Consider the following 11,737-nt stretch of genomic DNA (forward strand, 5'->3'; position numbering starts at 1 on the left):
CCGCGTACGCCCCGCATGTGCGGAGCTACGTTCTACTGTACGAAATTTACATTCCACTTCGTGGAAACGCCCAAGCGGGGTTCGCTCGGCCCGATGCTGGAAGTGTGCCCTTGACGGCATGTCGTCCGGAAGTGAAGACTCCTTCAACAGTTCGTTGAATTCCCTGCCGGGCGGATTCCCGCCGGAGCACTTGAAGAACTTGAAGAAGGGGTACGGGTGGACGTCAACCTGGTCCTGCGCTCGACGCGTGTCATCACCCCCGAGGGGACGCGCCCGGCGTCGATCGCCGTCTCCGGAGGGACGATCGCGGCCGTGCTGCCGTACGACGCCGAGGTACCCGTCGGCGCCCGGCTCGAGGACGTCGGCGACGACGTCGTCCTGCCCGGCCTCGTCGACACCCATGTCCACGTGAACGACCCCGGCCGCACCGAGTGGGAGGGCTTCTGGACCGCCACCCGCGCGGCGGCCGCCGGCGGCATCACCACGCTGCTCGACATGCCCCTCAACTCGCTGCCCCCCACGACCACCGTGGAGAACCTGCGCGTCAAGCAGGAGGTCGCCCGCACCAAGGCGCACATCGACGTCGGCTTCTGGGGCGGCGCCCTGCCCGACAACGTCAAGGACCTGCGCCCGCTGTACGACGCCGGCGTCTACGGCTTCAAGTGCTTCCTGTCGCCCTCCGGCGTCGACGAGTTCCCCGAGCTCGACCAGGAACGCCTCGCGACCTCGCTCGCCGAGATCTCCGGCTTCGACGGCCTGATGATCGTGCACGCCGAGGACCCCCACCACCTCGCCGCCGCGCCCCAGAAGTCCGGCCTCGCCTACGCCGACTTCCTGGCCTCGCGTCCCCGCGACGCCGAGAACACGGCCATCGAGAACCTGGTCAACCAGGCCCGCCGGCTCAACGCCCGCGTCCACGTCCTGCACCTCTCCTCCTCCGACACGCTGCCGCTGATCGCCGCCGCCAAGGCCGAGGGCGTCAAGATCACCGTCGAGTCCTGCCCGCACTTCCTCACGCTCACCGCCGAGGAGATCCCGGACGGCGCCACCGAGTTCAAGTGCTGCCCGCCCATCCGCGAGGCCGCCAACCAGGACGCCCTGTGGCAGGGGCTCGCGGACGGCACGATCGACTGCGTCGTCTCCGACCACTCCCCGTCGACCGCCGACCTCAAGACGCCCGACTTCGCGTCCGCCTGGGGCGGCATCTCCTCCCTCCAGCTCGGCCTGCCCGCCATCTGGACCGAGGCCCGCCGCCGCGGCTTCGACCTGACCGACGTCGTCCGCTGGATGTCCGAGGGCCCGGCCCGGCTCGCCGGACTCTCCCGCAAGGGCGCCATCGCGGCCGGCCGCGACGCCGACTTCGCCGTCCTCGACCCGGAGGCCACCTTCACCGTCGACCCGGCCGAGCTCCAGCACCGCAACCGGATCACCGCCTACGCGGGCAGGACCCTCAGCGGCGTCGTGACCTCCACCTGGCTGCGCGGACAGCGGATCGCCGACCACGGCACCCTCACCGAGCCCACCGGCCGCCTCCTCGAAAGGAACAACTGACGTGTCCGTCATCCCCTCCTTCACCGGCGACGCCGGCCCCTACGGCGGCGGTGACCCGTACGCCGACTACCGCACCGCCGACTTCCCCTTCGCCCAGTACGCCGACCTCGCCGACCGGCGCCTCGGCGCGAGTGTCGTCGCCGCCAACGACGAGTTCTTCGCCGAGCGCGAGAACCTGCTCAAGCCCGGGGCCGCCGAGTTCGACCCCGAGCACTTCGGTCACAAGGGCAAGATCATGGACGGCTGGGAGACCCGCCGCCGCCGCGGCATCTCCGCCCAGCAGCCGCACCCCACCGAGGACGACCACGACTGGGCCCTCGTACGGCTCGGCGCGCCCGGCGTCGTCCGCGGCATCGTCCTCGACACCGCCCACTTCCGCGGCAACCACCCGCAGGCCGTCTCCGTCGAGGCCGCCTCCGTCGCCGGCTCGCCCTCGCCCGAGGAACTCCTCGCCGAGGACGTGAAGTGGACGACGCTCGTCCCGCGCACCGCCGTCGGCGGCCACGCCGCCAACGGCTTCGCCGTCGACGTCGAACGGCGCTTCACGCACCTGCGCGTCAACCAGCACCCCGACGGCGGCATCGCCCGCCTCCGCGTCCACGGCGAGGTCGCCCCCGACCCGGCCTGGCTCGGTGTCCTCGGTACGTTCGACCTCGCGGCCCTGGAGAACGGAGGCCAGGTCGAGGACGCCTCCGACCGCTTCTACTCCCCGGCCACCAACACCATCCAGCCCGGCCGCTCCCGCAAGATGGACGACGGCTGGGAGACCCGCCGCCGCCGCGACGAGGGCAACGACTGGATCCGCTACCAGCTGGTCGCCGAGGCCGAGATCCGCGCGGTCGAGATCGACACCGCGTACCTCAAGGGCAACAGCGCGGGCTGGGCGGCGCTCTCCGTCGCCGCGGAGGGCTCCGAGGACTGGACCGAGATCCTGCCCCGGACCCGCCTCCAGCCCGACACCAACCACCGCTTCGTGCTCGACACCCCGGCGGTCGGCTCCCGCGTCCGGATCGACATCTACCCGGACGGCGGCATCTCGCGCCTCCGTCTCTTCGGCTCCCTCACGGAGGCGGGCCGCACCCGGCTGACCGCCCGGCACCAGGAACTGGGCGGGTAGGTACGCCGCCCTTTCTTGGGGCTCGGTTCGCCTCCGGGCGCCCAGAGCCGGGGGAAGAACCCCGACCGTGCTCGCCTCCCTCCCCTCTTTTTGGGGCTCGGTTCGCCTCCGGGCGCCCAGAGCCGGGGGAAGAACCCCGACCGTGCTCGCCTCCCTCGTTCCTCGGGAGGCTCCGCGCGCTCGGGGTTCTTCCCCCGGCGGCGCCCTTCGGCTCACTCGCCGGGTTTCGCCTCCCGCGTCAGGCCGCGTGCCCGCCGTCCACCGCGAACTCCGCGCCCGTCACGTACCGTCCCTCCGGGCCCGCCAGGAAGGCCACCGTCGCCGCCACCTCCTCCGCCGTGCCGAAGCGGCCGAGCGCCGTCAGCGCCGACTGGCCGTCCGCGTACGGGCCGTCCGCCGGGTTCATGTCCGTGTCGATCGGACCCGGGTGGACCAGATTCGCCGTGATGCCACGCCCGCCGAGTTCACGCGCCAGCGCCTTCGTCAGGCCGATCAGGGCCGTCTTGCTCATCGCGTACAGCGCCCCGCCCGGGCCCGGCACCCGCTGCGCCATGCAACTGCCGATCGTGACGATCCGCCCGCCCTCCGGCAACCGCGAGGCCGCCGCCTGAGAGGCGAGGAAAGCCGCCCGGACATTGACCGCGAGGACCCGGTCCACATCCGCGAGCGCCAAGGACTCCAGCGGACCGAGGACGCCGACGCCCGCGTTGTTCACCAGGACGTCGAGCCGGCCCAGCGCGTCCGCCGCCCACTCCACCGCCCCCGCCGCGTCCCCGGCGTCGGCCGCGTCCGCCCGCAGCGGCAGCGCCTTCCGGCCCACCGCCTCGATCCGCGCGGCGACCTCCTCGGCCCGCGCCTCGTCCTGGACGTAGGTGAAGGCGACATCGGCGCCCTCCCGGGCCAGCCGGACGGCCGTGGCCGCGCCGATGCCCCTGCTGCCGCCCGTGATCAGTACCGCCGTGCCGTTCATCGTGGACATCCCGAAACCTCCGTAGAACCCGCTGATTGGTTGCGGGTTCAAGCAAACTCCGGTGCGGGTGCCGGCGCTGGCGGGAATCGGACGCCGACCCGGTCACCGATGACTTTCGCCGGGCGGTGGGGTCGGAAGAGGTGGGACACGATGGTCCCGAGAACAGAAAGGGCACCCGGCATGGCCACCCTCAGCCTCACCCAGTTCCTCACCCTCGACGGCGTCGTCCAGGCACCCGGAGGCCCCGACGAGGACCGCAGCGGCGGCTTCGAGCACGGCGGCTGGTCCGCGCCGTACGGCGACGAGGACTTCGGGCAGCGCATCACCGAGATCTTCGCCCGGCCGACCGCCTTCCTCCTGGGCCGCCGCACGTACGACATCTTCGCGGGCTACTGGCCCCAGCACACCGACCCGGCCGACCCCGTCGCCTCCAAGCTCAACGGCCTCCCCAAGTACGTCGCGACCACCACCCTCGCCTCGGCCGACTGGGAGGGCACCACCCTGCTCCGCGGGGACATCGTCGAGGAGGTCACCGCCCTCAAGGAGCGCACCGACGGCGAGATCCAGATGCACGGCAGCGCGGGCCTCGCCCGCACCCTGCTCGACCACGACCTCATCGACACCCTCCACCTGCACGTCTTCCCCGTGGTCCTGGGCACCGGCCGCCGCCTCTTCACCGAAGGGGTCCGCCCCACCGCCTTCCGCCTCACCGACGCGCGCGTCACCAGCAAGGGCGTCGCCCTCCACACGTACGAGCTGGCCGGCCGCCCGACGTACGGCAGCTTCTGAACCGGCCGACCCGCCGGCGAGGGCCCGGCCAGGAGAGTCGGGGCCGTCACCGGCCGCCCCGCACCCGGCCGGTCCCGCCCGCTGGAAAGGTGTAGCCGCCACGGGCCCCTCCGGGTACGGTGATCGCTCCGTGTGCGAGCCGTCGAAGTCTCCACCCCACCCCGAGCGTTGGAGACCCGGTCCGCCATGGCAGCTTCGTCCCCCCTCGCCGCGCCCGTGGCGCTCGCCGCGCCGCGCCGCGCCTGGCTCACCGACCTGCCCGTCCTCCTCGTCGCGGTCGTCTGGGGCACCAGCTACCTCGCGGCCAAGGGCATCACCACCGTCCACACCGTCATCGCCGTCCTCGTGCTGCGGTTCGCCGTGGTGGTGCCCGTCCTCGTCGCCGCCGGATGGCAGAGGCTCCGGGCGCTGAGCGCGGCCCAGTGGCGCGGGGCCGCGACCCTCGGGCTGATCCTCGGCGGGATCTTCCTCCTGGAGACCTACGGGGTCGTCCACACCTCCGCCACCAACGCGGGCCTGATCATCAGTCTCACCATGATCCTCACGCCGCTCGCCGAGGCCGCCGTCACCAGGAGCAGACCGCCCCGCGCCTTCCTGGCCGCCGCCGCGCTCTCCGTCACCGGCGTCGTCCTGCTCACCCAGGGCGCCGGCTTCACCGCCCCGTCCCCGGGCGACCTGCTCATGCTGCTCGCCGCTGTCGCCCGTACCGTGCACGTCCTCGCCATGGCACGGATCAAGGCGGTCCGTTCGGCCGACTCGCTCTCCCTGACCACCGTCCAACTCGGCGCAGCCGTCGCGGTCTTCGCCGTCATCGCCTGCTTCCCCGGTACGGGCGCCTCGCCCTGGGCGGTCGCCCTCGACTTCGGCCCCGGCGAATGGGCCGGCCTGCTCTTCCTCTCCGTCTTCTGCACCCTCTTCGCCTTCTTCGTGCAGATGTGGGCGGTCCGCCGCACCTCCCCGTCCCGGGTCAGCCTCCTCCTCGGCACCGAGCCGCTCTGGGCCGCCGCCGCGGGCATCGCCCTCGCCGGCGACCGGCCCGGACCCCTCGGCCTCGCGGGCGCGATCCTCCTGCTGGCGGGCACCAGTTGGGGCCGCCGGGCCGTCGACAAGGACGCCGGGTAGGTTCTTCGACCATGCGTTCACTTGCCTACGACAACGACTTCCGCGCCCGCGCCCGGCGCACCCAGGGCTGGGGCCTCGGACTGCTCGCCCTCGCGGGCCTGCTCTGGATCTGGCTCGCGGTCCTCCTCTTCACGCCCTACGAGGCCGGCGAGCACCGCAGCCGCGAGTGCACCGCGCGGTTCACCAGCGAGAACCTCCACAACGGCAACAGCGCCTGCGTCAACGAGCGCGACTGGCCCGAACTCCTCGCGATCCTCGGCGGATCCGTCCCCCTCGCCGTCGTCGGCGCCGTCCTCTACACCAGCGGCTCGGTCTCGCACCGCATGGCCGAGCACCTGGCCGAGGTGACCCGGCTCGACTCCGCGAGCGCCTGACCGCACCCCCGGCGCCCGCCCTCAGGACGGCTTCGGCACCCGGTCCGACACGATCATCAGGACCACGCCGAGGACCGCGATCACGATGTTGGCGAACAGCTCCCGGCCCTCCAGGAACCCCACGTTCTCGGTGAGGTACCGCGTCACCCCGAGGAGCCGGAACGAGCCGTCCGTCAGCTCGCGCACCACCCCGGCGGCACCGAAGAGCGCGAGCAGGAATCCGGCGACTTCCAGAAACTTCTTCATGAGGTGATCATGGGCGGGGCGCGGGAGGGGGCGCGTCCGCCTCCCGTCCACGGCGCCGCTACCGAAGTATCGACCGGTACGACTTAGGTAGCGCCCCCGCCGCCGATGCCCCGCGGCGGCGGCCCGGCTGCGTAGATTCGCCCCATGACCCGTACGGACCGACAGCGCTGGCTGTTCCCCTCCCACCTGGTCGAACCGGGTGGGAACGGGGCGGCCAGGCCCCGCCGTACCGCCCGCGACTGGGTCGTGGACATCTCGCTCTTCCTGCTCGCCGCGTTCGTCGGCCTGCTCGCCGCCGACGCCAGCGCGCAGTACACCAGCGAGACCGTCGCTCTCCTCGACCAGCTCGCCGGCGCCGCCGCCTGCTGCGCCCTCTGGCTGCGCCGACGGTGGCCCGTCGGGCTCGCCGTCGGCCTCTGTCTGGCGAGCGCCGTCGCCCCGGTCGCCGCGGGCGCCGTCCTCGCGAGCCTGTTCAGCGTCGCGGTACGTCGCCCCTTCCGTGAGGTCGCCTGGATCGGGGCGCTCGCCGTCGCCGCCTCCATCACCCAGGTCATCGTCCGTCCCGACCCCACCATCAACGTCGGCCTCGCCATCGCCATCGGCTTCGTCTTCATCCTTCTCGTCACCGCCTGGGGCATGCTCGTCCGCTCCCGCCGCCAGCTCGTCGAGGCCCTCAGGGAACGGGCCCGCCGCGCCGAGGCCGAGGCCGAACTGCGCGCCGCGCAGGCCCAGCGGCTCGCCCGTGAGGCCATCGCCCGCGAGATGCACGACGTCCTCGCCCACCGGCTCACCCTGCTCAGCGTCCACGCCGGAGCCCTGGAGTTCCGGCCCGACGCCCCGCCCGAGCAGGTCGCCCGCGCCGCCGGAGTCATTCGCGACAGCGCCCACGAAGCCCTCCAGGACCTCCGCGAGATCATCGGCGTCCTGCGCGCCCCCGGCGAGAACGGCGAGGCGGGCGACCGGCCGCAGCCCACCCTCGCCACCCTCGGCGCCCTGATCGCCGAATCCCGCGAGGCCGGCGCGGAGGTCGTCCTCGACACCACCGTCGACGACCCGGCCGCCGTGCCCGCCGCCACCGGCCGCACCGTCTACCGCATCGCCCAGGAAGCCCTGACCAACGCCCGCAAGCACGCCCCCGGCACCACCGTCACCGTCACCGTGCGCGGCCGGCCCGGCGAGGGCCTCACCGTCGAGGTCCGCAACCCGGCACCCGGCGGACCCGTCCCCCACGTCCCCGGCTCCGGTCAGGGACTCATCGGACTCACCGAGCGCGCCGCCCTCGCCGGCGGCCGGCTGGAGCACGGCCCGGACCCCGACGGAGGATTCGCCCTGCGCGCCTGGCTACCGTGGACCGCATGACCATCCGGCTGCTCATCGTCGACGACGACCCCCTGGTCCGCGCGGGCCTCACCCTGATGCTCGGCGGAGCCGAGGAACTGGAGATCGTAGGCGAGGGCGCCGACGGCCGCGAAGTCCCCGAACTCGTCGCCCGCCACGCCCCCGACGTCGTCCTCATGGACATCCGCATGCCGGACGTCGACGGCCTCACCGCCACCGAACTCCTCCGCGCCCGGCCCGGCGCCCCCGAGGTCGTCGTCCTCACCACGTTCCACGCGGACGAGCAGGTGCTGCGCGCGCTGCGCGCCGGAGCCGCCGGGTTCGTCCTCAAGGACACCCCGCCCGCCGAGATCGTCGCCGCCGTCCGCCGGGTCGCCGCCGGGGACCCCGTACTCTCCCCGGCCGTCACCCGCCAGCTCATGACCCATGTCGCCGGGCAGCCCGAACACAGTCCGCGCGCGGCGGCCGGCGGCCGGCTCGCCGAACTCGCCGAGCGGGAAAGGGAAGTGGCCGTCGCCGTCGGCCGCGGCCTGGCCAACGCCGAGATCGCCGCCGAGCTGTACATGAGCGTCCCGACCGTGAAGACCCATGTCTCCCGGGTGCTCGCCAAGCTCGGCCTCAACAACCGCGTGCAGATCGCCCTGCTCGTCCACGACGCGGGACTCCTCGACGAGAACCGGGGGGACAACCCGTAGGCTGGGCCGATGTCCGTCATCGAACTGGGGGAGTACGGCGCGGACTTCACCGCGAACCCGTACCCCTACTACGCGAAGCTCCGCGAGTCCGGTCCCGTCCACGAGGTACGACTCCCCGACGGCTTCCAGTTCTGGCTGGTCGTCGGGCACGAAGAGGGCCGGGCGGCACTCGCCGACGCCCGGTTCGCCAAGTCCCCTTCCGTGATCGGCGTACGGTCGCCGGAGGAGGACCTCATAGGCGTCCACCTGCTCGCCGCGGACGCTCCCGACCACACCCGGCTGCGCCGTCTGGTCGCCGGAGAGTTCACCGGCCGCCGAGTGGAGAGCCTGCGCCCCCGCATCGAGCGGCTCACCAGGGAGCTCGCCGACGCGATGGAACCGGCCGGCCGCGCCGACCTCGTCGACGCCTTCGCCTACCCGCTGCCCATCACCGTCATCTGCGAACTCCTCGGCGTCCCCGCCGAGGACCACGACACCTTCCGCCGCTGGTCCAGCGAGCTGGTCACCCCGACCGACGACCGGAGCTTCCAGGAGGCCATGGAGGGCTTCGGCGCCTACCTCGACGAACTCATCGCGGACAAGCGGGCGTCGGCGCCCGCGGACGACCTGCTCTCCGGTCTGATCGCCGCCCGGGCCGAGGACGGCGACCGGCTCTCGCTTCCCGAACTCCGGGCCATGGCCTATCTGTTGCTCATCGCCGGCCACGAGACGACCGTCAACCTGATCTCCAACACCGTCCGCAACCTGCTCACCCACCCCGAACAGCTCGCGGCCCTGCGCGCCGATCCCGGCCTCCTGGACGGGGCGATCGAGGAGTCCCTGCGGTACGACGGCCCCGTGGAGACCGGCACCTTCCGCTTCACCCGGGAGGCCGTCACCATCGGCGGTACGGAGATACCGGCCGGGCAGAGCGTGCTCGTCGGCATCGGCGCCCTCGACCGCGACCCCGCCCGCTTCCCCGACCCCGACCGCTTCGACATCCGCCGGGACGCCCGCGGCCATCTCGCCTTCGGCCACGGCATCCACTACTGCCTCGGCGCCCCACTGGCCCGCCTGGAGGGCCGTATCGCCCTCCGTACGCTCCTCGACCGCTTCCCCGGCCTCGCGCTCGACCCCGAGGCCGAACCCTGGGAATGGCTCCCCGGCCTTCTCATGCGGGGTGTCCGCCACCTGCCGGTCCGCTGGTGATCACGACCGGAGAGGGGAAGGGCGTGGGCGAGGACGTCGGCGCGGGTGGGCACGAAGTCTTCGGCCGGATGATCGAGCCGTTCCGTACGGAGCTGCTCGCGTACTGCTACTGGATGCTCGGCTCGGCCCACGACGCCGAGGACCTGGTCCAGGAGACCTACCTGCGGGCCTGGCGGGCGCGCGAGCGCTACGACGCAGCCCGGAGCTCCCCGCGCACCTGGCTCTACCGGATCACGACGAACGCCTGCATGACAGCTCTGGAGGCCCGGGGCCGCCGACCGCTGCCCTCGGGGTTCGTGGCCGCGTCGGACCCGCTCGGGCCGCTCGTCCGGAGCGAGAGCGCCGCATGGCTCCAGCCCCTCCCGGACGCCCTGCTCGACGCGGGCGACCCGGCGGGAGCGGTGATCGACCGCAGCACCCTGCGCCTGGCGTTCGCCGCCGCCCTGCAGCATCTGTCGGCCCGGCAGCGGGGTGCGCTGATCCTGCGTGACGTGCTCCGCTTCTCCGCGTCCGAGGCGGCGGCGGTCCTCGGCACCACCACCGTGTCCGTGAACAGCTCCCTCCAGCGGGCGCGTATCCGGATGAAGGAGGCCGGGGTCCGGCGGGAAGGTCTCGGCGAGCCGTCCGCCGCCGAGCAGCGCGCCTGGGTCGACCGCTACATGAAGGCGTTCGAGCGTGCCGACGTCGAGGGGCTCAAGCGGCTGCTCACCGAGGACGTGCTCATGGAGATGCCGCCGGTGCTCAACTGGTTCGTCGGGCGCGGCAATTACGGGCTGTTCATGGAGTGGGTCTTCGGGCGGCTGGGAACGGACTGGCGGGCCAAGCCCGTCACGGCCAACGGGCAGCCCGGGTTCGCCGCCTACCGGCGCGTCGAGGGCGGGTACGAGCTCCACACCCTCCAGGTCTTCACGGTCACCACCGAGGGGATCAGCCGGAACTCGGTGTTCCAGGATGCCGAGGTCTTCGCGACCTTCGGCCTGGCGCCCGGAATCGACGACTAGTGCTCCCACCAGGAGGGGCAGAAGCTGCAGCACCCCACGCTTCCCGGGCCGACCCGATCGAGACCCGCTTCGGCCCGCTGCGGCAGTTCACCCTGGCCGACTCCCACCACTCAGGAGGCGGACGGCTCGATCTCCCCCGCGAAGACGATGACCTGGTCGATGAGGCTCCGTCGCAGATGGACGACGTCCGTTCCCGCCAGGCGGAGGCCTCCGTCAGGCGTGGTGAAGACCCACTGGTACCGGGCCCATTCGTCAGGCATGTCCACCGCTGAGCAGCGCGCCATCGTGCCGGTCCCCGCCGGGTGGCGCCGGATGTCCAGCACGAACCGCTCGACCGCCGCGATTCCTTCGCTGCGACCCAACGGTCCCCAGAAGACCACGTCTGAGGTCAGGGCCTGGGAGAGCAGGGTGGTCACATAGCTGTCGTCCGAGGCGTTGAACGCGGAGATGAACGTGTCGATCGCGGAGCGTGCGGTCTCTTCCTGCATGCTCCAGTAATACCAGCCGTTTCGCGTGCGCTCGTAACGCTGAACCATCCCGGTCACAGCACTGGCGGGGGCCGGATCCGACGGGCAGCGCGGACCGGATTCGACCAACAGCGGCGGGTGCGATGAGTTTCGCTCCCGCCGTCGGTATGTACGGGCGAGTCCGCCGGAACAGCCCGGCGGGCCGTTCGTGAGGGAGAGTCCGATGTCCGGGAGTCGTGCGGCCGACGAGGCCGCCGTCCAGGCCGTGCTGGTCGATTCGTACAAGGCGTGGGAGGCCGGGGACGCCGAGGGCATGGTCGCCCATTACACGGCGGACGCCACCGCCATCATGACCGGTTCGTTCCGCGACGGCCGTGACGTGATCCGCCAGAACATGGCCCTGGGCTTCGAGGGGCCGCTCAAGGGCAGCTCCACCCGCAACAGGCAGCTGGGCATCCGCCTCCTCGGCGGGGACGGCGCGATCGTCGTCAGCGAGTCCGGGATCCTCTTCCCCGGCGAGAGCGAGGTGCCGGAGTCGCGGAAGGTGTACGCGACCTGGGTCCTGGAGAAGCGGGACGGCCGGTGGCTGATCGCCGCGCACCACAACAGCCCGGTGCTTGCCCCCGGGAGCTGATCCCCGGCGCTCGGACCCGCGGGCCGGGCGCCGAAACCGGCACCGGCCGCCCGACGGCGGCCGGTGCCGGTTTCGTGGGCCAAGCGTGGGCGGCCGGGTGCGGGCGGGCTGTTCAGGGCCCGGTCGAGGGCGCGCAGACGGTAGTCGGTGATGCGCGTGCTGAGTTCGGCGTCGGGGGCGAGCGGTTCCCCCGCACTCGCCCGCCGCCACGGCTTTCCCCCACAGGCCGAGCGCACGATCGTGGG

General features: G+C 72.6%; 13 protein-coding genes. 10 read left to right on the plus strand and 3 right to left on the minus strand.

All coding sequences use genetic code 11. From position 1 onward, the window contains the following. Nucleotides 1-216 precede the first annotated feature (216 nt). Nucleotides 217-1,551, plus strand: coding sequence for an allantoinase AllB (gene allB, locus ABT154_RS28385; RefSeq protein ID WP_351860401.1), 1,335 nt, complete (start codon nt 217-219; stop codon nt 1,549-1,551). A gap of 1 nt (nt 1,552) precedes the next feature. Then, entirely contained in the window at nt 1,553-2,668 is a 1,116-nt protein-coding gene (alc, locus tag ABT154_RS28390; RefSeq protein WP_351860402.1) for an allantoicase, read from the plus strand. Nucleotides 2,669-2,906: 238 nt separating this feature from the next. Here the strand turns inward: alc and ABT154_RS28395 are convergent, their stop codons facing one another. Continuing rightward, complete coding sequence (locus tag ABT154_RS28395) at nt 2,907-3,647, minus strand: SDR family NAD(P)-dependent oxidoreductase (RefSeq protein ID WP_351860403.1); 741 nt, start codon at nt 3,645-3,647, stop codon at nt 2,907-2,909. A gap of 171 nt (nt 3,648-3,818) precedes the next feature. Between ABT154_RS28395 and ABT154_RS28400 the strand changes: the two genes are divergently transcribed. The 3 genes from ABT154_RS28400 (at nt 3,819) to ABT154_RS28410 (ending at nt 5,923) form a co-directional block, all read left to right on the plus strand. Beyond that, entirely contained in the window at nt 3,819-4,427 is a 609-nt protein-coding gene (locus ABT154_RS28400; protein WP_351860404.1) for a dihydrofolate reductase family protein, read from the plus strand. A 186-nt stretch (nt 4,428-4,613) separates the two neighbouring features. Then, nucleotides 4,614-5,549 (plus strand): DMT family transporter, encoded by a 936-nt coding sequence (locus tag ABT154_RS28405; RefSeq protein WP_351860405.1) that lies wholly within the window; start codon nt 4,614-4,616, stop codon nt 5,547-5,549. An 11-nt stretch (nt 5,550-5,560) separates the two neighbouring features. Beyond that, a complete protein-coding gene (locus ABT154_RS28410) occupies nt 5,561-5,923 on the plus strand; it encodes a hypothetical protein (RefSeq protein ID WP_351860406.1) in 363 nt (120 codons plus the stop codon). Between the two features lie 21 nt (nt 5,924-5,944). Here the strand turns inward: ABT154_RS28410 and ABT154_RS28415 are convergent, their stop codons facing one another. Beyond that, the gene (locus ABT154_RS28415; protein WP_351860407.1) at nt 5,945-6,169 is read right to left on the minus strand and encodes a hypothetical protein; all 225 of its coding nucleotides are present in this window, start codon (nt 6,167-6,169) and stop codon (nt 5,945-5,947) included. Nucleotides 6,170-6,313: 144 nt separating this feature from the next. On the opposite strand from ABT154_RS28415, the gene ABT154_RS28420 reads away from it, so the two are divergent. Genes ABT154_RS28420 through ABT154_RS28435 form a run of 4 tightly spaced genes read left to right on the plus strand, consistent with a single transcriptional unit; the run spans nt 6,314 to nt 10,391 of the window. Further along, entirely contained in the window at nt 6,314-7,528 is a 1,215-nt protein-coding gene (locus ABT154_RS28420) for a sensor histidine kinase (protein WP_351860409.1), read from the plus strand. Further along, nucleotides 7,525-8,202 carry a response regulator gene (locus tag ABT154_RS28425; protein WP_351860411.1) on the plus strand — a complete coding sequence of 226 codons (678 nt, stop codon included), beginning with the start codon at nt 7,525-7,527 and terminating at the stop codon, nt 8,200-8,202. The genes ABT154_RS28420 and ABT154_RS28425 overlap by 4 nt, the downstream gene beginning before the upstream one ends. Before the next feature lie 9 nt (nt 8,203-8,211). Further along, nucleotides 8,212-9,390: a cytochrome P450 family protein gene (locus ABT154_RS28430; RefSeq protein ID WP_351860413.1), complete on the plus strand. Its 1,179-nt coding sequence runs from the start codon at nt 8,212-8,214 to the stop codon at nt 9,388-9,390. Then, nucleotides 9,387-10,391 (plus strand): sigma-70 family RNA polymerase sigma factor, encoded by a 1,005-nt coding sequence (locus ABT154_RS28435; protein WP_351860415.1) that lies wholly within the window; start codon nt 9,387-9,389, stop codon nt 10,389-10,391. Before ABT154_RS28430 ends, ABT154_RS28435 begins: the two co-directional genes overlap by 4 nt. Before the next feature lie 110 nt (nt 10,392-10,501). Here the strand turns inward: ABT154_RS28435 and ABT154_RS28440 are convergent, their stop codons facing one another. After that, complete coding sequence (locus tag ABT154_RS28440; RefSeq protein WP_351860417.1) at nt 10,502-10,879, minus strand: nuclear transport factor 2 family protein; 378 nt, start codon at nt 10,877-10,879, stop codon at nt 10,502-10,504. A 202-nt stretch (nt 10,880-11,081) separates the two neighbouring features. Between ABT154_RS28440 and ABT154_RS28445 the strand changes: the two genes are divergently transcribed. Next, a complete protein-coding gene (locus tag ABT154_RS28445) occupies nt 11,082-11,492 on the plus strand; it encodes an SgcJ/EcaC family oxidoreductase (protein ID WP_351860419.1) in 411 nt (136 codons plus the stop codon). Nucleotides 11,493-11,737 lie beyond the last annotated feature (245 nt).

Source organism: Streptomyces sp. NPDC001728 (assembly GCF_040297565.1).
Classification (GTDB): domain Bacteria; phylum Actinomycetota; class Actinomycetes; order Streptomycetales; family Streptomycetaceae; genus Streptomyces.